This window comes from bacterium (assembly GCA_020440705.1).
Lineage (GTDB): Bacteria > Krumholzibacteriota > Krumholzibacteriia > LZORAL124-64-63 > LZORAL124-64-63 > JAGRNP01.
The window spans coordinates 1-20,056 of the sequence record JAGRNP010000039.1 but is presented as its reverse complement, the minus strand read 5'-3'; the positions used below and the strand labels follow the sequence as shown (position 1 = coordinate 20,056).

At 68.8% G+C, this 20,056-nt stretch carries 16 protein-coding genes and 1 tRNA gene; 3 read left to right on the top strand and 14 right to left on the bottom strand.

What is annotated here, in order from left to right; all coding sequences use genetic code 11:
- Positions 1 to 495: 495 nt before the first annotated feature.
- From KDM41_07970 to KDM41_07960, 3 genes are all read right to left on the bottom strand, one after another.
- Positions 496 to 1,818: a hypothetical protein gene (locus KDM41_07970; GenBank protein ID MCB1183355.1), complete on the bottom strand. Its 1,323-nt coding sequence runs from the start codon at positions 1,816 to 1,818 to the stop codon at positions 496 to 498.
- A 13-nt stretch (positions 1,819 to 1,831) separates the two neighbouring features.
- Positions 1,832 to 3,568: a S49 family peptidase gene (locus tag KDM41_07965; protein MCB1183354.1), complete on the bottom strand. Its 1,737-nt coding sequence runs from the start codon at positions 3,566 to 3,568 to the stop codon at positions 1,832 to 1,834.
- Between the two features lie 140 nt (positions 3,569 to 3,708).
- Positions 3,709 to 3,954, bottom strand: a complete 246-nt coding sequence (locus tag KDM41_07960; GenBank protein ID MCB1183353.1) for a hypothetical protein — start codon at positions 3,952 to 3,954, stop codon at positions 3,709 to 3,711.
- A 337-nt stretch (positions 3,955 to 4,291) separates the two neighbouring features.
- On the opposite strand from KDM41_07960, the gene KDM41_07955 reads away from it, so the two are divergent.
- The 3 genes from KDM41_07955 (at position 4,292) to KDM41_07945 (ending at position 7,926) form a co-directional block, all read left to right on the top strand.
- On the top strand, positions 4,292 to 4,672 hold the full coding sequence (locus KDM41_07955) for a c-type cytochrome (protein MCB1183352.1): 381 nt from the start codon (positions 4,292 to 4,294) through the stop codon (positions 4,670 to 4,672).
- Between the two features lie 71 nt (positions 4,673 to 4,743).
- Positions 4,744 to 6,483, top strand: a complete 1,740-nt coding sequence (locus tag KDM41_07950) for a DUF3373 family protein (protein MCB1183351.1) — start codon at positions 4,744 to 4,746, stop codon at positions 6,481 to 6,483.
- Between the two features lie 12 nt (positions 6,484 to 6,495).
- Positions 6,496 to 7,926, top strand: coding sequence for a hypothetical protein (locus KDM41_07945; protein ID MCB1183350.1), 1,431 nt, complete (start codon positions 6,496 to 6,498; stop codon positions 7,924 to 7,926).
- A 96-nt stretch (positions 7,927 to 8,022) separates the two neighbouring features.
- On the opposite strand, the gene KDM41_07940 is transcribed toward KDM41_07945, so the two are convergent.
- The 11 genes from KDM41_07940 to KDM41_07890 form a co-directional block, all read right to left on the bottom strand.
- A complete protein-coding gene (locus KDM41_07940) occupies positions 8,023 to 11,175 on the bottom strand; it encodes an efflux RND transporter permease subunit (protein ID MCB1183349.1) in 3,153 nt (1,050 codons plus the stop codon).
- Entirely contained in the window at positions 11,172 to 12,335 is a 1,164-nt protein-coding gene (locus tag KDM41_07935) for an efflux RND transporter periplasmic adaptor subunit (protein ID MCB1183348.1), read from the bottom strand. Before KDM41_07935 ends, KDM41_07940 begins: the two co-directional genes overlap by 4 nt.
- On the bottom strand, positions 12,332 to 13,885 hold the full coding sequence (locus KDM41_07930) for a TolC family protein (protein MCB1183347.1): 1,554 nt from the start codon (positions 13,883 to 13,885) through the stop codon (positions 12,332 to 12,334). The genes KDM41_07935 and KDM41_07930 overlap by 4 nt, the downstream gene beginning before the upstream one ends.
- Entirely contained in the window at positions 13,875 to 14,510 is a 636-nt protein-coding gene (locus tag KDM41_07925) for a TetR family transcriptional regulator (protein MCB1183346.1), read from the bottom strand. Before KDM41_07925 ends, KDM41_07930 begins: the two co-directional genes overlap by 11 nt.
- A 121-nt stretch (positions 14,511 to 14,631) precedes the next feature.
- Positions 14,632 to 15,516: a DMT family transporter gene (locus KDM41_07920; protein MCB1183345.1), complete on the bottom strand. Its 885-nt coding sequence runs from the start codon at positions 15,514 to 15,516 to the stop codon at positions 14,632 to 14,634.
- Entirely contained in the window at positions 15,509 to 17,113 is a 1,605-nt protein-coding gene (locus KDM41_07915; GenBank protein ID MCB1183344.1) for a PAS domain-containing protein, read from the bottom strand. The genes KDM41_07920 and KDM41_07915 overlap by 8 nt, the downstream gene beginning before the upstream one ends.
- A 6-nt stretch (positions 17,114 to 17,119) precedes the next feature.
- The gene (locus KDM41_07910; GenBank protein ID MCB1183343.1) at positions 17,120 to 17,710 is read right to left on the bottom strand and encodes a plasmid pRiA4b ORF-3 family protein; all 591 of its coding nucleotides are present in this window, start codon (positions 17,708 to 17,710) and stop codon (positions 17,120 to 17,122) included.
- Positions 17,707 to 18,468 carry a TVP38/TMEM64 family protein gene (locus KDM41_07905; protein MCB1183342.1) on the bottom strand — a complete coding sequence of 254 codons (762 nt, stop codon included), beginning with the start codon at positions 18,466 to 18,468 and terminating at the stop codon, positions 17,707 to 17,709. The genes KDM41_07910 and KDM41_07905 overlap by 4 nt, the downstream gene beginning before the upstream one ends.
- Positions 18,469 to 18,539: 71 nt before the next feature.
- Positions 18,540 to 18,929, bottom strand: a complete 390-nt coding sequence (locus KDM41_07900) for a hypothetical protein (protein MCB1183341.1) — start codon at positions 18,927 to 18,929, stop codon at positions 18,540 to 18,542.
- A 106-nt stretch (positions 18,930 to 19,035) separates the two neighbouring features.
- Entirely contained in the window at positions 19,036 to 19,689 is a 654-nt protein-coding gene (locus tag KDM41_07895; protein ID MCB1183340.1) for a hypothetical protein, read from the bottom strand.
- 173 nt (positions 19,690 to 19,862) lie between these two features.
- A tRNA-Ala gene (locus tag KDM41_07890) sits at positions 19,863 to 19,938 on the bottom strand.
- Positions 19,939 to 20,056 lie beyond the last annotated feature (118 nt).

Sequence of the window (20,056 nt, the reverse complement as noted above, 5' to 3'; positions counted from 1 at the left end):
CGCCGATCCTGTGGTAGGTCCAAGGCTCGTCGAATCTGTTGTGGTGGAGGCAGTTGGGATTGGGGCAGAACGGAGGGGACCAGGATTCGGCTGTGGTCGGCGTCGGGTTCATGTGCGGTCAGGGCAACACCCGCGCCATACACATTTTCGACGGCACAACAAAAAATGTTTCCCGCGACTTGCCGGGTGACCGCGATCCAAGAGTCTACAACACGGAGAGCGTAGAACCTGGCGGGCCAATCCCGAACAGCACAGGAAACATTGTATTCGGCAGAGGCAACCGGCGTGCCAAGGGCGACGCGACCGGCGAGATCCACTCGTTCGACTAGTCAAAGTGTTGTCGGCGTGGTAGTTGGCCCCGGGACGGACGGCGCTCGCTTGCCCCCCGTCAGGGAACGTCGAGGCACCCTGCGAGGCAATTGGACATCATCGGCCCCGTTGGACCGTGCAGAAAGCCCGCCGGGCAGGATCGGACATCCGGCGTCTCCGACCGGGCTAGGCCCCGGCCCGGGCGGCGAGGAACGCGAAGAGGCGGGCGTGGTCCGGGGTCCAGCGGCAGGAGCGACGCCCGAGGACGATCTCCCCCGTGGCCGCGGCCCGCTCGGCCGCATACGGCGGACATCCGGCCGCCCCGCCCCAGCGGAAGGCCGGAACGTGCTTGGGCGGCATGCCGCCGCCGAAGATGTTGGTGGCGAAGCCGACCACGGTGCCCGTGTTGAACAGGGTCCCGATGGCCGTCTTCGCATGGTCGCCCATGAGCAGGCCCACGAAGCGCTCGCCGGTGTCGCACAGTCCATCGCCCAGATCGACCCGGACTTCGCCGTAGTTGTTCTTCAGGTCACTGCAGGTGGTCATGGCGCCCAGATTCACCCACGAGCCGAGCACGGCATGGCCGATGAAGCCGTCGTGCTGCTTGTTGGCGAAGTCGCCGAAGGTGCTCTCGCCGATCTCGCCGGCCAGACGGTTCCCGACCCCGAAGCTCGACTCGCCGTACACGGTCGCGCCGGCCTTGATGCGGGACTCCCGCCCCACGTAGAGCGGTCCTTCGAGGGCCACGTGCGGCCCCACCCGCACGCCGCTGTCCAGAACGACCGGTCCGTTCCGGGTGTCCACGTGGGTCCCCGGCGCCAGTTCGACGCCGCCGCTCCCCAGCCACAGGCCGTGGTCCCCCCGCACGTGCACCCCGGCGGGCGTGTCCCGGGTCAGACCCGACGCCTGGGTCCAGGCCCCGGCGGGCTCGCCGATGATGCCGAAGGGGTGCCGGGCATGGGCCGCCGGACCGACGGCGGCCAGGTCTCCCGTCACAGCCGCCGCGGTGGCCGGCACCAGGTTCCAGATCCAGTCCAGGGGTGCGGCCGCCGGCGCATCCGGCGGGCCCGGCAGGTTCGCCACCGCCGCGGGCAGTTCCCAGACCGCCCCGCTCCAGGCATCCGCTTCCCACGCCCGCCAGGAGGCCGCCAGTTCCGCTCCGAGCGCCGCGGGCAGGGCGGCGGCCAGCAGGCCTTGGGCGTCGCGCCAGATCCAGTCCCGGTCGCCCTGCGCGGCCAGGCGCCGCACCAGGGCGACGTCCGGCGCGAGGCGGCCGCTCCACCACATGGTGCGATCGGACGGCTCGTCCGCCAGCGGTGCCCAGCCCGGCGCGGTCACCAGCGGCGCCAGCAGCGCCCGGCACAGGAACGCACCCGCGCCGTGGCCGGTGGCCAGTTCGACGCGCTCACGCAGGTTGAACATCCCGCAACGGATCTCCCAGGTGGGCACGCTGTCGGCCACCGGTGTCAGACGGCCGAAACCGTGGTCCTCGCACAGGATGTGGCGCATGGGCCGGTTCTCCTCAGGGCTGGTCGACGTAGACGGGATCGATGGCGTGCCAGGTCGGGCCGGCGAGACTCTCCCGCACCTGGCGCAGATCCTGACGCACCGCACGGTACAGCATCCAGCGCGCGGCCGCACCCACTTCCTCGTCGCCTCCGAGCAGCGATCCGAGCAGCCCCTGCTTCTCGGGCAGATGCCACAGGCCGGTGCGTTCCTTCTCCGCCACGCCGGCCAGCCGCCGCGCCGCCGCCACCGCCTCGGGCAGCCCGCCCAGCTCGTCGACCAGGCCGTTCGCCACCGCCTGCCCGCCGGAGAACACGCGGCCCATGGCCAGCCCCTCGACGTCGGCCACGCTCAGGCCCCGGGCGCGGGCGACGCCCTCGATCCAGAGCTGGAAGTCGGCCTGATGGTTGGCGTCGAAGCGGGCGAACTCGTCGGGGGTGAAGGGACGGTTGTCGTCGAGGAACGTCGCGTTCGGCCCCACCGAGACGTGGGAGTAGTTCAGCCCGATCTTGGCATTGAAACCCGACATGTCGAACTTCCCGGAGATCGAGCCGATCGAGCCGGTCACCGTCAGCGGGTCGGCCAGGATGCGGCTCGCCCGGTAGCTCATCATGTAGCCGCCGGACGCCGCCACGTCGACCATCGACACCACGACCGGCTTCTCGCGCGCCACCTGCTCGACCTTGTGGCCCATCAGGTCACTGGCCAGGCTCTCGCCGCCCCCGCTGTCCACGCGCAGGACGATGGCCACCACGTCTTCGTCGCGCCGCGCCCGTTCGAGTTCGCGGGTGATCGACTCGTGTCCCATCATCAGGCCCAGCAGCGGATTGATCCCGTTCTCCCGGCCGCCGATGTTTCCCTGGGCGTGGATCACGGCGATCTTCTTCCTGCCGCCGAGATCCAGGTCGTCGGGATCCTCGTCGGCGTAGCGCGCGAGGGTGACGAGCCGGGGCCCCTTCTTCGCGTCGGCCGTGAATCGCGGGGTCAGTTCGTCCCAGTAGAGGAGCCCGTCGACCAGCCCGGCGGCGCGGGCCTCGGGGGCCGTGAAGAGCGCCTGTTCGAGCCAGCCCTCGACCGTGTCCTCGTCCACCCGGCGGCCGGCGGCGATGGCCGCCCGCATCACCGCGTAGCGATCGCCGAGCAGGGCTTCGGCGTTGCGGCGGGCCTCGGGAGTCAGGTCGGTGCGGGTCACCAGCTGGGCCGCCGACTTGTAGTCGCGGATTACGCTCAGCTGGGGCTCGATGCCCAGCTTCGCCAGCGCGGTCTTGACATGGGGTACGGCGCGATCGAGACCGAGCACCTGGACGTAGGCCGCCGGCGGGCAGTAGAAGGAGTCGCACGCCGCCGCCGCGAACAGCACCGAAAGGTCGATGGCGTCGGCATAGGCCAGGACCGGTTTGCCGGCCGCGCGCACGCCCTGGACGCCCTGGCGGATCTCCTGCAGCTTGGCGGCGCCCGCGCCGTGGCTCGCCGAGAGCTGCAGCACGACGCCGGCGATCCGCTCGTCGACGGCCGCCATCTGCAGGCCGGTCAGGATGTCCTGCAGGGTCTGGCCGCCCCCGCCGAGGGCGCCGGTCAGGCCGGCCGGCGGGTCGTAGGCCGGCAGGTCGCCGTACAGGTCGATGTGGAGCCAGGACCGCTTCGCGATGCCTTCCTTGTCATCCAGCTTCCACGCGGTCACGCCGGCCCCGAGGGCCAGCACCAGCAGCACGCCCACCATGCTGCCCACGATCGTCCTCATCAGCGAACCCATGCCTCACTCCTCCGCTCGCTCGAACCACCGGCCGGCCCGACGGGCCGGCATCGCCACCACGGACGGACGAGGCGACCGGCAGGTTGCCTCGTCCCCGCAGATTGCGCGAGCGGAGAGATCGGCTCAAGCGGAATCGGAGATCAGGCCAGGACGTCGAGGAGCGACCCGAGCATCTCGTCGGCCGCCCGGATCACCGGCAGGTTGGCCTCGAATCCGCGCCGGGACTGGAGCACCCCCACCATCTCGGTGGTCAGGTCGATCCGGTCGGCGGGCGCCGTGGCGGCGAGGTCCTGGGTCCCCCAGCGGCTGATGCGGTCGGCGTGCCCGGCCAGCTTCTGCTGGTTGGCCTGCAGCCCCTGCAGGGCCGAATGGATGGCGTTGATCATGGGGTGTCCTTCCGCTGGGCGTCCTGGTTGCCCCTTCAGGATCGGCAGAACCCCGGAAAAACTTGAATCGGTCCCCGTGATTCCGGAGTGCCGCACCATCCCTGTGAGTCGAATTGACGCCAGCAGAAGGGTTTTCGCCATCTTGATACGAACAATCAACTTGTTGCGGAAAAGAAAGTTGAGTGGTTTTGAGAATCCACTCACCAATTGCTTGACAAAATGCTAACAGGCTACCAGTTTCGCTTTAGATTGATTGATAGATTTCTCAATCACCGCTTCGCCACCCCGGAGGCCCTGCCTCCACCAACCAGGCCGGAAAGCCGGCACGGAGGTCCCCATGAAGAAGCTGCTCACCTGCGCCCTGCTGCTCGTCGTCGTGCTGGCGGCGGGTGCCGTCCTCGCCGAGGAGAAGGCCGAGGCCACCGCCGAGATGAAGCCGCTGGCCGAGATGGAAGGCATCGAGATCTACCGGAACGTGTGCAAGGCCTGCCACGGCGCCGACGGTCCGGCCGACGAGTACACCCCCATGTCCCTGATCATGGAGCAGTGGGACGAGTTCTTCCAGGACACCTTCGTCGAGACCCACCAGGACGTCGCCTGCCCCAAGGACGACACCAGGAAGGTCACCGACGTCATCCAGGGCGACGTCCTGGAGAAGGTCCATGAGTTCTGCGTCGACCACGCCGCCGATTCCGAACAGCCGATGACCTGCGGTTGATCCCGTTTGCGCAGGCGGGCCGCGCCGGCGGCCCGCCCCACCCATCACCATGAGAACCCCGGAGGGGTCACATGAAGAAGACTCTGCTCACCATTCTCGCCTTCGCCGCGGCGCTGTCGCTGGCCGTCGGCCCCGTCTTCGCCAAGGACGTCAACGACGAGATCAAGGACCTGAAGAAGCGGCTCCAGCAGCTCGAGCTGAAGTCCAACAAGAGCAAGATCCTGTGGTCGGGCGACGTGCGCGTCGAGGCCCACAACATCACCGGCGAGACCGCCGAGTACTACAACGGCCTCGCCGTGCAGGAGCTCATGCTCAACAGCATGTTCTACTACTTCGGCAACGCCACCGGCCCCATGGATCCCATGGCCCTGCCCATGAATCCCGACGGCTCCATCAACACCACGCTGGTGAACAACTTCATCGCCGATCCGAACAACTACGTCGCCTACCAGCAGTTCCTGGGCAACGTCGACTTCGCCCAGATCCCGACCGCCATGGGCGACATGCTCGGCGCCATGGCCGTCGCCATGGGCATGAACCCGGCCACGATGACCGCCGCCGACTGGGCCGCCCTGCAGGGCCAGGCCCAGATGGCCATGGCCCAGGCCACCGGCCTGATCCCGGCCCAGAAGATCGACAACGACATCCTCTACACGACCCGGCTCCGCCTGAACCTCGACGCCGAGGTCTCCAAGGACGTGTCGTTCGCCGCGCGGCTCAGCATGTACAAGCCCTGGGGCAGCTCGACCCAGGTCGGGATGTTCAACGGCACCCCCTCGAGCATGAGCTTCGACGCCAACTGGCCCGGCGTCCCGGGCGACGCGACCCTGAAGGTCGACCGCGCCTACTTCAACTGGAACAACATCGCCGGCCAGCCCATGTATCTCAGCCTCGGTCGCCGGCCGAGCACCGGTGGTCCCCCGCTGCACTACCGTCACGACGAGAGCCGCGCGGGTACCCCCATGGGCACCATCATCGACATGCAGTTCGACGGCGCCACCTTCGGCTACCACTTCGGCGACAAGACGGCCCTGCGCGCCTGCTACGGCCTGGGCTACGAGAGCCAGTACGGCAACGGCACCCTCGGCCAGAACCTCGACAACGTGCTCAAGGACGCCTCGTTCTTCGGCTTCAACATCGATGCCTGGGACACGCCCGAACTGCACGTCCAGACCACGATCGCGCGCGCCTTCAACCTGACCGACGGGTTCAACGGCTTCGTGATCATGCCGAACAACCCGGTCACCGGCCAGGCCATGCCCGGCCCCATCGTCACCCGCTACTCGCCCTCGGTGAACCTGGGCGACTTCGACCTGGCCAGCCTCCTGGTCGCGGGCAAGAACGGCGACTTCGACTGGTTCGTCACCGGCAGCTGGTCCAAGAGCCGCCCCGACGATCCGGCCACCACCACGCCCTTCGGCGGCTTCTTCACCGACCCGTTCCAGGTCGCGGAGGAGCAGACGGGATCCATGTACTATCTGGGCGCCCGCTACAACTTCAACAAGGACAAGACCAAGGTCGGCCTCGAGTGGAATCACGGGAGCCAGTACTGGTTCAACTTCGCCCCCGCCCAGGACGACCTCATCGCGCCCAAGACGAACACCCGCGGCACCGTGTGGGAGGGCTACGTCACCCACCGCATCACGCGCAAGTTCGTCGTGAAGCTGGCCTACATCACCTACGACTACGACTACTCGGGCTCGGGCTGGCACCTCGGCGCCCCGAAGGACCTGGAGACGGCCCAGATCCTCGGCTTCCCGACCTACAAGACGGCGCACAAGCTCTCGCTGGGCTTCAGCGCCCGATTCTAAAGGAGCGATCCGATGCGGAAGACCACGACCATCCTGATGGTGCTGGTGTTCGCCGCGACGCTGACGGTGGCCGGGGTTCTCCCGGCCACCGCCGCGGACAAGGCGCCGAAGCGGACCTACAGCCACCAGGACGACTACTTCGAGCACTACGAGGGCACGGGAACCTGCCTGGAGTGCCATGAGGCGGAGGCCACCAGCTTCTTCCACAGCCAGCACTACCAGTGGCAGGGGCAATCGCCGAACATCACCAACGCCGACGGCGAGATGCTCGGCAAGATGAACACCATGAACGACTTCTGCACGAATCCCCTCGCGAGCTGGATCGGCAACGCCGTGAACGTCGAGGGCAAGATCATCGCGCAGGGCTGTTCGAAGTGCCACGCGGGTCTCGGCAAGCAGCCTTCCGCGCAGCTTTCCCGCGAGCAGCTCGAGAACATCGACTGCCTGATCTGCCACGCCAAGGGGTACCGGCGCGACCTCTACCAGGACGAGACCGGGGCCTGGGAGTGGAAGCCGATCCTGTGGAAGAACCAGAAGGGCATGGATTCGGTCGCCAAGCGCATCACCCTGCCCGAGCGGGACATGTGCCTGCGCTGCCACAGCGGCGCCGGCGGCGGCCCCAACTTCAAGCGCGGCGACATCGAGTACGAGCTCGCCGACTGCGAGCCGGACTTCGACGTGCACATGGCCACCGCGGGCAACAACATGCAGTGCGTCGACTGCCACGCCGGCGACGACCACCGCGTGCGCGGCCGCGGCAGCGACCTCTCGGGCACCGACAGCCCCGAGAACCCGCTCTTCTGCACCAGCTGCCACGACGAGAAGCCGCACGGCAAGAAGGCCCTCGACTTCCACACCGACCGCGTGAACTGCACCGTGTGCCACATCACGGAGTTCGCCAAGGAGGACCAGACGGACATGCGCCGCGACTGGTCCACGCCGAAGCACCACGAGATCGCCAACAAGTTCTCCGCCACCATCACCTTCGGGAAGGACGTGACGCCGGTGTACGCCTGGTACAACGGCCACACCCAGCTGATGAAGATGGGCGAAGAGGTCCGCTACAACGACGACGGCACCATCACCATCATGGCGCCCCAGGGCTCGCGGAAGGACAAGAAGGCCAAGATCAACGCCTTCAAGCTCCACGAGGGCGTGCTGCCCCTGTGGAAGGAGAAGGGCTGGCTGATCCCCCTGGCCGTGGACGAGTTCTTCGTGGACGGGGACATCGAGAAGGCCGTGCAGGAGGGCGCCCACGCCGCCTACGGCGTCGAGCACGTCGAGTACGAGTGGGTGAACTCCAAGCGCTACATGGGCCTCTTCCACGAGGTGCGCCCGGCGGCGAAGGCCTTGCAGTGCCTCGACTGCCACAGCGAGGGCGGCCGCCTGGACTGGCAGGCGCTGGGGTACAAGAAGGACCCCCTGCTGGACAAGATGGACTAGACCGCCGCGGGGAGCGTGGGCGGGACCTCCCGCTCCCCCGAAGAACCGGGGAAGGCGTCGGCCTTCCCCGGTTTCCCCTTACCCGACCCCCGCGTCTCAGCTCGCCGGTCGCCACCAGCCGACGAGGACCCGATGCAGGAACCGCTTCAGCGGGCCCAGCGTCGCGTACATGACGGGCACCACGACCAGGGTCAGGAAGGTGGCCACGGCCAGGCCCCAGATGACGGCGACGCCCATGGGCCCCCACCACTGGCTCGACTCGCCGCCGATGACCACGACCCGCCCGAAATCGCCGCTGAACAGCGACTCGAAATCGACGCTCAGGCCGGTCGTCAGGGGGATCAGGCCGAGAATCGTCGTCACCGCCGTCAGGATCACCGGGCGGAACCGCGTGGTGCCGGCCCGGATGATGGCCTCCTTCTCCGCGATGCCCCGGTTCTGGAGCTGGATGATGTAGTCCAGCAGCACGATGGCGTTGTTGACGACGATGCCCGCGAGGGAGATGACGCCGACACCGGTCATGATGATCCCGAACGGAGTCTGGGTGAACATGAGGCCCCCGAAGACGCCGATCAGCGAGAGCACCACGCTCGAGAGGATCACCGCCGGCACCGTCACCGAACTGAACTGGCTGACGAGCACCACGAAGATGAGCAGCACCGCCACGAGGAAGGCGTTGCTCAGGAAGCTCGAGGCCTCCTCCTGGTCCTCGCTCTCGCCGGTGTAGTCCAGGGTGTAGCCCGCGGGCAGATCCATGTCCGCGAGTTCGCTCTGCACCTCGGCGAGGAGGGCGTTGCCGTTGTAGCCGTCGGCCACGTCGGCGCTCACCGTCACCACCCGCCGGGCGTCGATGCGGTACACCGCGGCCAGCCCCGTGCCGAACTCCACGCTGGCGAAGGCCGAAATGGGGATGTTCTGGCCCTCGTAGAACACCGTGGTGTTCTCGAGATCCTCGACCTTCCCGCGGAAGGGCTGGTCGTAGCGCACGACGATGTCGTACTCGTCCTCGCCCACCCGGTACTTGGCCGTCTCGCTGCCGTGCAGCGCCGTGCGCACGGTGCCCGCGATGTCGAAGGTGCGCAGCCCGAAGCGTCCGGCCTTGTCGATGTCCGGCACGACCATCAGCTCCGGCAGGGCGTGGTCGTAGTTGTCGGTGATGTCCACCAGCCCGGCCAGGTTCCGGACCCGCTCACGCACCTCGCCGGCGATCTCGCCGAGGGTGTCGAAATCGTCGCCGGAGATCTCGATGTTGACGGGCTTCCCGGTCGGCGGGCCCTCCTCCATCTTCACCACCGTCAGGTTGGCGCCGGTGAAGTCCTTCAGCTTGCCGCGCAGGTCCTCGAGCGACTTCCGCGACGAGGTCGTCCGCTCGGCCATCTCGGGGAACTCCATGGTGATGGTCCCCTGGTGGGAAGGCAGGGTCCCGCCGGCGGTCTGGGGATCGATGGGCGTGCCCACCGACGTGTTGTACGCCACGAGGTCGGGCAGGTCCTTCACGTACTGCTCGATCTCGGCGGCGTAGGCGTCGGTCTGCTCGATGCGCGTGCCGCTCGGGGCGTCGATGTTCACGTTGGCGTACTGGGGCTCGATGTCCGGAAAGAGCTCCACGCCGGCATTGAAGCGCCCGAAGGCCACGAACATCACCACGAAGAGCACGTTCATGCCGACCATGACCAGCAGGCGGTGGTCCAGCGACCAGCGCAGCACCGGCTCGTAGGTGCGCAGGCCGAAGGCGATGAGCCGGTCGCCCACGAGGCGGCTGTCGGCCTCGGTGCGCGGCACGCCCATGAACCGCGAGCAGAGCACCGGATTGAAGATCAGGGCCACCAGCAGCGAGGCCAGCAGGGTGATGATGACGGTGATGGGCAGGTACTTCATGAACTCGCCCATGATCCCGGGCCAGAACACGACCGGGCCGAAGGCGCACACCGTGGTCAGGGTCGAGGCGATCACGGCGCCCGCCACCTGGCCGGTGCCCACCTCCGAGGCCTCGATGTTGTCCTTCCCCTTGCCGCGGTGCCGGTAGATGTTCTCCACGATCACGATGGCGTTGTCGACCAGCATGCCCAGGGCGAGGATCAGGCTGAACAGCACCACCATGTTCAGGGTGATGCCCAGCAGCGAGAGCACGACGAACGTGATCAGCATGGAGAACGGGATGGCGATGCCCACGAAGAGCGCGTTGCGCACGCCGAAGAACGCCAGCAGCACGACCACGACGAGCACCAGGCCGCTGAGGATGTTGTTCTCCAGCTCGCGGACCATGCGCTTGATCTGCAGGGACTGGTCGGCGACGATCGAGACCTCGGTGCCGCTCGGGAAGGTGGGGCCGAGCCGCGCGAGGGTCGCCTTCACCTCCTCGGCGATGGTGATCAGGTTCTCGCCGCTCCGCTTCTTGACCACCAGCGTCACGGCGTCGCGGCCGTTCACCCGGCTGATCGTCTCGCGGTCCTTGATGCCGAACCTGACGCTCGCCACGTCGCGCACGTAGACCGGCGGTTCGATCCCCGGGTTCAGGATGAAGTCGAGGATCTGCTCCACGGCCTCCACCTCGCCCGGCACGCGCACCTGGTAGTCGTAAACGCCGAGCCCGAGCTTGCCGCCCGGGATGGTCATGTTCTGCAGGGCGATGGCGTCCTGCACGTCGACGAGACCCAGGTCGTAGTAGGCCAGCTTCTCGGGGTCGACCTCGACCTGCACCTCGTTCTCGATGCCGCCGACGAGGTCGACGCCGAGGACGCCCTTGATCTGCTCGAGCTCCTCCTGGAGATCCTCGCCCGCCTTCTTCAGCCGGAACAGGTCGATGTCCCCGTAGAGGTTCACCTGCATCACGGGGAACGCATCGGAGCTGCTGATCTCCTGCACCACGAGGTCGTTGCGCGGGTCCTCGGGCAGGTCGGGCTTGGCCAGTTCGACCCGGTCGCGCACCGACTGCAGGGCGTCGCTCATGTCGACCCGCGATTCGAACTCCATGGTGATGACCGACATGCCGTACGACGACGAGCTGGTCATCTCCTTGAGGTCCTCCACGCCCTTGAGCTGCTGCTCGAGCTTGCGCGTGACGAGGCTCTCCATGTCCTCCGGGCTGGTCCCCGCGTAGGGCGCGAGCACCATCACGAAGGGGATCTTCACGTCGGGCGACGACTCGCGCGGGAGCGTGAGGTAGCTCTTCGTCCCCAGGATCACGATGATGAACATGAAGGCGAAGATCATCGGATAGCGCCTGATGGCGCCGTTCGTGAGCTTCATCGGCCGCCCTCCGGCTCGACCGGAGCCGCGTTGCCGGCGCCCGGCACGCGCGTCCCGATCTCCGCCCCCGTCACCTTGACCGGGTCGGCGTCGAGCGAGCCGTCGGCCCGCGCCGCGGTCTCGGTCACCGCCACGAGGCTGCCGTCGCGCAGCTCGCGCTGCCCCCGCACCACCAGCCGGTCGCCGAGGGCCAGGCCCGCGTCCACGACGACCATCAGGCCCTGGGAGGCGCCCAGTTCGAGCTCGCGCCGCTGGGCCCGGTCGTCGACCACCACATAGGCGGAAGGCGCGCCCTGCGACATCACGACGGCGTCGCGCGGGATCGCGATAACGTCGCGCGAAACGCTCTTGTCCAGCCGCGCGCGGCCGATCACGCCGCTGCGCAGGGTCAGCCCGGGATTGGGGATGTGGATCTCGACCTTGAACTTGCCGGTGCGGCGGTCGGCCTCGAAGCCGACCCACGACACCGCGCCGGAAACCGGCTCCGGTTCGCGGCCCAGCAGCACCGAGGCGCCGTCGCCCTCGCGCACCCAGCGCACCTGCTCCTCGGTGAGGTAGGCTTCGAGCTTCAGCGTGTAGGGGTCGATGACGCGGACGACCGGCATGCCGGCCATGACCATCTGGCCGAGCTCGACGTAGCGGTCGACGACCACCCCGGCGAAGGGCGCGCTGATGCCGGCCCGATGGTAGCGCTCGGAGGCCACCGCGGCGCGGCTGGCGGCCTCGGCGTGCTGGCTCTCGGCCGTGAGCAGCTCGATGCGGCTCACCTTGCCGGCCGCGAAGAGCTGGCGCACCTTGTCCACGTTGTAGGCCTGCGTGGCCAGCGCCGCGGCGGCGGCGTCCTTCTCGGCCGCGAGGATCTTGCGCTCCTGCTCGACGATGACCTGCCCGGCCGCCACCGCGTCGCCCTTGGCCACGGGCAGGGCCACCACCGGACCGTTCTCCTGGGCGCTCAGGTCGGCGCCCTCGACCGGCAGCACCGGCCCGCTGATCTCGAAGTACTCGTTGATCGTCTCCTGCGAGATCGCCAGCACGCGCACGTTGCGCGGAACCTCGCGGCTCGCCTCCGCGGGCGCCGGCTTCTCGCAACCGGCCGCGGACAGGAGCCACAGGAGGGCCGGCAGCAGCAGCGCCGCGCGGCGGAACATCAGGACCTTCATCGGGAACCCTCCCCCGTAAGATTCGGAATCGCCGACAGCGGCAGCAGCGGGCTGTAGCCGACGGCGCGTTTCAGGTTCGACGTGAGCACGAGCACCTCGTACGTGGCGTCGATGACGTTGCTGTGGGCCTCGGCCCGGTTCGATTCCGAGACGAGCACGTCCAGGTAGTTGGCCTTGCCGAGCTGCAGCATCAGGAGGTTCTCCTCGAGCACCTCCTCGCTGCGGTCCCGGTTCAGCCGCACCGCCGCGAGCACCTGGCGCGCCATGCGCAGGTTGGCCAGGATCTCCAGCACCTCGACCTGCACCTCCCGGCGCCGGCCGGTGAGCTGCACCTCGGCCCGCCGGATCCGCGCGTTGGACTCGGCCACGCGCCCGCTCGTGTTCAGGCCGTCGAAGATCGGGACGTTCAGCGCCGCCGAGACGGTCCAGCTGTCGTGCCCCTCGTCGAAGACGTTGTCCACCTCGGTGCCGATGTAGCCGTAGGAACCGAAGATGGTCACGTAGGGCCGGTTGTCGGCGATGGTGGCCTGCCGGTCCTTGTGCAGGATGTCGATGAAGAGCCCGTCGGCGGCGAGATCGGGGCGCTGCTGGGCGAGCTGCAGCGCCGTCCCGTCGACGATGGGCGTGGTCTCGACGTCGAAGGCGTTGGCGATGGTCAGCGGCTCCTCCGGCCGCCGGCCCATCAGGGCGTTCAGGCGGCTGCCCTCGTTGCGCAGGGTGGCCTGGGCGATGCTCAGCCGCGGCAGGATGTTGGCCCGCGTCACGGCCGCCTGCAGCGTGTCCAGACGCGTGGCCATGCCCAGCTCGTAGCGCATCTTCATGATCTCCACGAGCTCGCTCTGGTTGGCCAGCTCGGCCTCGACGGCCCGGATGCGGGCCGCCGCCTTGACGATGGAGTAGTAGGCGGCCAGGGTGCGGTCGGCGGTGTCCTGCTCGAGGGCTTCGACCTGCAGGGCCTGCTGGTCGATGCCGAGCCTCGCGGCGCCCACGGCGCCGAGGATCTGCACCGGGTTGATGGTCCAGTTCAGGTTCGCGTTGGCCCGCCAGTAGCTCTGCGGGGCGATGTCGCCCGGCGCCGGGATGAACGAGCCGAAGCCGGCCAGCCACTGGTCGAACCAGGGATCGGCTCCCGGCACGGTGCCCAGGCCGCCGTCGCCGCCGCCCCCGAAGTTCGGGTTCAGGGCGAAGCTCGGATCGCGGCCGCGGGTCCAGTCGCCGACGAGGTCGAGAGTCGGCAGCCCCGTCGACAGGGCCTGCTTCATCTGGCCGTCCAGTTCGGCCCGTCGCAGTCGCTCGGCCGCGAGCTGGTCGTTGGCCGCCAGGGCCTCGGCGACGCACCCGGCCAGGTCGCGGGCGGTCGGGGCGCCGGGTCGGGCGGCGATGGTCGGTCCGAGGGGCTCGGCCCGCGTGAACTTCGGTGTCCCCGGATCGGCCCCCGCCGACCCGCCGTCCGTCTGGGCCCCCGCGGACCCGGCCCCGAGGGCCAGGGCCGCGGCCGCCAGGACGGCCACGAGGCGCCGTGCGCGGCGCCCGATCTCCCTATTCGTCACGATCGTCTTCTTTCTGCTGGCGGTTGACGAGGCGCTCCATGAGCGCTTCGGCGGCGGGTTCGCGGGCGGGCCGCGAGAGGGCGCGGTCGGTCATGGCGCGTCCGGCATCGGCGAGGAACACGAGCAGGTCGTCGAACGACATGTCCTCGGCCAGACCCGACACGATGTGCACGGCCAGGCCGTGGGTGAAGATGGCCACCTGCTGCAGCAGCAGGGCCCGCTCGCCCGGGCTGAGCGCGCCCAGTCCCGCGAGACCGGCCATCCGCTCGGCCAGGCGCCCCATCAGTTCCGGACCGGCCTCGCACTTGGTGGCTTCCTGCATGAACACGGCGCTGTAGAGGCCCGGCTGCTGCCGGGCGAATTCGAGCACGCCCACCCCCATGTTCAGGAACGGATCGTCGGTGAAGCGGCGCGTGGTGAACTCGAAGATCTCCTCCGTCACGGCGCGCCGCACCGCGATGCCGAGCTCCTCCATGTTGGCGAAGTTGCTGTACACGGGAGCCGTCGACGCGCCGAGTTCGTCGGCGACCCGCCGGGCGCTCAGGGCGCCCATGCCGTCGCGGGCCACCACGGCCTTGCCGGCCCTGATGACGTCCTCGCGGGAAAAGACCTGTTTGCGGACCATGTTCCACCTCGGGGGAAGCCGCCGGCGCATCCGGCGGCCGGCTGACATTACGCCCGTTATATAACACGTGTTTCAGTAAATGGCCAGAAATTCCGCAGGATTTTGTAAGCTCTTGTCGACTCTAGAATAAGGTGGGTGAAACGACCAGCAGGATGCCCCCGAGAGCGAGCACGAGGGCCAGTCCCCGGCGCCAGGAGAAGGGTTCGCCGAGAAAGACCGTCGCGAGGCCGATGATGAACAGGGTGCTCGTCTGGTTGAGGATCGCGGCGGCCCCCGCCGTGGTGTGCTTCATGCCGGCGATCCAGAACATCAGGGCGATGAACGAGCCCAGCAGGGTGCCCGGCAGGGTGAAGCGCCACTCCGGCCCCGGTCGGAAGACCCGCCACAGGCGTTTGCGGCGCGGATCGATGAGCGCCGCGGGCACCAGGACCAGCAGGCTGCCGAACTGCCGCACGGCGGTGGCCCAGACGACGTCCGACCGCTGCAGCACCGGCTTGGCGAGCACGATGCCGAAGGCGATCGTCGCCATGGCTCCCACGCCGAACAGCATGCCGGCGACCAGGGTCTGTCGCGAAGCCCCGGCCGGCGGGCGGGCCCGGCTCGCCACGAGCACGGCGCTGATGACCAGCACCATGCCCCCCATCTGGAGCGGCCGGATCGTCTCGCCCAGCATGAGCCACGCGCACAGCATGACGAAGGGCGAGTAGAGGGTGTCGATGATGGCGTTGATGCCCGCCCCGACCCGGTTCAGGGCCATGTGGAAGAGGGTGTCGCTGATGGCGATGGCGATGATGCCGCTGGCCATGAGGATGAGGTAGTCGCCCAGGGGGGCCACCCCCCACAGGGGCCGGCGGGTGACCGCCAGCAGCACGAGGAACAGGGCGCCGGAGACGGCGACGCGGAACAGGTTCATGGCCAGGGGCGCCACCGTCTCGCCCGAGCGCCGGAAGAGGATGACCGCGCAGCTCCAGACCACGGCGGCGGCCAGGGCGTACAGCTCACCCATCGCCGAAATGCGGCCTGGGATTGAAGTGCTCGGCAGCGACGGGTTCATCGGACATGCCTTCGCCCGGCTGCGGGAAGCTGAGGAAGATGCGGGCCCCCTGACCCGGCTTCGAGTCGACGAGCATGCGTCCGGAAACGGAACGCAGCCGCTCGCGGATGCTGAACAGGCCGAACCCGCTGGTCGATCTCTCCGCCTCCTGCGGCCGCTCCTGACGGTTCGGGTCGAAGCCCGCGCCGTCGTCCTCGACCAGGATCGTCAGGAACCGGTCGACGTAGTTCAGCGTCACGTCGATGCGGCCGGCCCGGGCGTGCTTGTTCACGTTGTTCATCAGCTCGCGCACGCACTGGTACGCCATGGCCCGCATGTCCTCGGGCAGCTCGGGGCCCTCCCCCTCGCGGGCGCAGGCGCAGACGATGCCCGTGCGTTCGCCGAAGTTGTGGCAGAGCCAGACCAGGGCCGCCTCGAGGCCGGCCTCGTACAGCACCGGCGGGAAGAGCTCGAAGCTCAGGCTGCGCGCCTCGGCCATGGTGTCGTCGAGGATGTCGATGATCTGGATCACGATGTCGCGCAGGTTGGGGACCTTGTCTGGATACTTCAACAGCACCATCTGGGCGCGGATGCCGAAGAGCTGCTGGGCCAGGCCGTCGTGGATGGCCGACGCCAGCTCGCGGCGCTGGCGGTCCTCGACCCGGCTGAGCTGGCTGGTGAGCGAGCGCAGGCGGTCCTGGTATTCGAGCAGCTGGTGCTCCGACTGTTTCTGCAAGGTGATGTCGCGGACGACGGAGAAGACCAGCTGTCGGTCCGGATAGGGGAACGAACCCCACGAGAGCCAGCGGAACGAGCCGTCGCGGCAGCGGAAGCGGTTCTCCAGGCCTTCGACCGGCGTGCCCTGCCGGAGCACCGTCCACGCCTCCTCCAGACCCTCGCGATCGTCCTCGTGGATGAACTCCACCAGGGGCGAACCCATCAGCTCGTCGCGCGACCAGCCGAGCACCCGCACCCACGCCGGGTTGATCTGCTGCAGATACTCGTCGAAGCCGCCGACGGCGAGCATGTCCGTCGAGAGGTTGAAGAGGCGGTCGCGCTCCTCCTCGGCCTCCATCTTGGCCGTGATGTCGGTGAACGAGCCCACGAGGCTCAGCGGCCGCCCCTCGGCGTCCCAGCTGCCGACCGCGCGCAGATGCATCCAGACGTAGTGGCCGTCCTTGCGGCGGAAGCGCACCTCGGCGCTGCAGTGGACGGTGCGGCGGGCCATGTAGTCGTCGAGCTCGCCGCGCACCTCGTCGCGCTCGTCGGGATGGAAGCAGGCGAAGAACTGGCGCGCCGAGGTGCCGAACTCCTCGCGCCCGTAGCCGGTGATCTGCAGGAAGAGATCCGAAAGGTGGATCGTGTCGTCGGTGAGGCGCCATTCCCAGAGGGCCGCCCCCATGCCCTCGAGCCCACGGCGAATGCGCTGGTTCAGCTCCGCGACTTCGCCCGTCTGCACCGCGAGCTCCGCCTCCAGGGCCGCGAGGCGTCCCTGCAGACGCCGGTGCCAGGCCAGCCCCCCGACGGCCCCGATCACGATGACGGCTCCCAGTGCGATGCCCAGTTCCAACGGGTCTCAACTCCTGCCGAAGGCCCGCTCCCAGCGCAGGCGCGGGTTGTCGAACACGACGGCGTCCGGGTCGAAGCCGCCGTCGGCACCGCCGTCCAGCAGGGCCTGGCACATGGCCGGTCCGCCGCTGTCCTCGGGCGGGCAGGCCCCGGCGCCGGCCAGGCACAAGGGCAGCAGACGCCCCCCGTCGTCCTCCAGCACGGCTTCGAGCACCACCTCGTGCTGCCAGTCGTCGCCGAAGTCGTAGCTGTAGAGGGCCGGATGCCCGTCGACCAGGAGATGCGGCGCCACCGTGTGCAGCCAACCCGGCATGATGTCGTGGGCCCCGTGGAAGCCGCTCTCGTCCGGAACCCCGAAGCGCAGGCGCCGGCCGCTGCGCGGATCGTCGAGGGTGAACAGGTGCAGGTGGCGGTCCTCCCAGCCCATGGCGTCCTGGAGGGCCACGTGGAGATCCCAGAAGGTCGCGCCGGCAGGTACGAGCAGGCGGCGCCAGACCGGGAACGGCATCAGCATGAGCTCGACCCGGATCTGGAGCGCCCAGGCCGCTCCGGCCTGCCGCGGGAAGGGGATGATGTTCTCGTCACGCCCGGTCGTCATGTCTCTCCGCCGCCACGCGCCGCCGGATCGTCCGCAGCCGCGTCTCCGGCCTCCTCGGCCAGAGCCTGCCGGACCAGGCGGCTGATCTGCCAGCCCAGCACGGCGACGACGACGATTCCCACGACGAGGAGGGCGATGTTGCGGGGGGTGGCCCCCGGATCGTCCGCTGCGCCCGCCCGCACCGCGACGGTGCCGAGCCACACCTGGAACACCAGGCTCGGAATGGTCGCCAGGTTGCCCAGGAGGTAGTCGCGCAGGCGCGATCGGCCAGCCGCAAGTGTGTAGCACGCCAGCCCGTAGTTCAAGGGCGAAAGGCGGGTCAGGGCGTTCAGGCGCAGGGCCTTCTCCCCGGCCAGGCGATCGATGGCCGCCAGCCGCGGGCGGGTCGCCACGAAGGCCAGGATGCGCCCGCGCAGCAGTCCCCTGCCGAGAGCGAACATGAGCAGCGCCGCCACGTTGGCGCTCACCAGGACCAGGGCCACGCCGGTGCCCAGTCCGAAGAGCACCCCCGCCGAGAAGCCGAACACGCTCACCGGGAAACACAGGCTGGACAGCACCACCCACGTCGCGCAGAACAGCGCGCCGCCCCACGGCCCCCACGCGTCCAGCCGCGACTCGATGGCCGGCCAGTGGGCGCCGGCGAAGCGCCCGGCCAGGACCAGGGCCGCCAGCACCAGCACCGGCCCGGCGAACAGGCGCCAGGAGCCGCCCTCCCGGGGCGGCGGCGGTGGTTTTTCGAGGTCGGGAGTCGGCGACATGGGCGGATTCCACCAAAAAAAGGATCCCCCGGCAAGGGGATCCTTCGTTCCCGTCGCCGGGTGGCGACCGTTCAGACCAGAACGGCTTCGACCTTGCGCAGGAAATTCCGCAGCTCCTTCTGGAGCACGCCCTTGCGCACGTAGCCCAGATCGTAGAGCACGCCCCCGATGCCGGGCCGGGCCTCCTGCTGGGCGGCCAGCAGCTCGTCGAGCTGATCCTTGTCGATGAAGCCCAGTTCGATGGCCTGCACGCCGAAGCGCAGCCCGCTGTCGGCCTGGACCCGCAGCACGGCGAAGACCTGCTTCATGTCCAGGATCCCCCGCTCGAGCGCCAGGCGCCCGATCTGGGGCGTTGCGGCCCGCTGCTCGTTGAGGGCGTGCAGCGCCGCCGCCGTGTCGATGACGTCCACGTCGATCAGGTGTTCGAGATAGGATTCGCAGAGTTTCTGGTTCGGCAGCATCTGGCCACTCCCGGCAGCGGCCCCCGACGGGGCCTGGTCATGCCGGGATTATCGGGCGCCCGCGGCGGCACTTGAGCGGAGTCGTGCAGTTTGCAACGACCGGCCCCTACGTGCCCGGCAGCACCAGCCCGATGCGCAGGGCCTGGGTCGTCTCCCCGTCGATCAGCACCACCGCCGGCGCGATGACGACGCGGCGGTCGGCCAGGAAGGCCAGACCGAATTCCCAGGCGAAGTTCTCCTCGGGCCCGAAGAGGTCGTCGCCGCCCAGCGTCAGTTCGCTGCGCACCCAACTGACCCCCACCGACGGGTAGAGGTTGAATTTCGCGCTGGAATGGATCCGCCAGAAAGCGGTGACCCCGGCGCTGGTGTGGGTCGCCACGACCCGGCGACTGATCGCGTCGAGAGGGTCGCTGGTGTAGCTGCCGCGCTCGTAGCGGGCGTCGAGTTCGACCCCCAGCCCCCCGGTCTGCGTCGGCCGCAGGAAGGTGTAGCGGATCGCCGGTGAAACGGCGAAGCCCCCGCCCCCCGTCCCGATCACCGCGCGATCCAGGTCGACCCAGCCCAGGGCCAGCGAGGCGTCGAAGCGCCCGCGCAGCGACATGCCCAGGTCGATCCCGATCACGCTCTGCAGGTCGTTGAACTGGAACTGTCCCGCCACGCCGTAACCGCTGCGGTTCTCAGGCAGGTAGCGGGACTGGGCGGCGGCGGTGGACGCGACGAGCACGGCCAGGAGGACGGAGATCGGGATGGAGCGGCGCACGTTGCGACCCCCTCTGTGCGCGGGGCGGTGTTCAGGGAACCGCCCGACGATACCACACCCGGGGTGAGAATTCACGTTCAAGAACGGCGGCGAATCGACCGGGAGCCGGAGGGGGTCCCCGGGAATAAAAAAACTTCCGCATGGCGGAAGCTCTTCATATAGAGAGGTTGAGGTGGTGGAGCCAAGGGGGATCGAACCCCTGACCTCTTGACTGCCAGTCAAGCGCTCTCCCAGCTGAGCTATGGCCCCACCGGTGACCGGACGGGCGGGCCCGCCGATCCGCGCCTATCTAGGGAAGCCCCGACCGCCATGCAAGGGGAAAATACCTGCCAGGGCGCGGGCTTTCAAGGTCCGGTTTCGGCTGGGC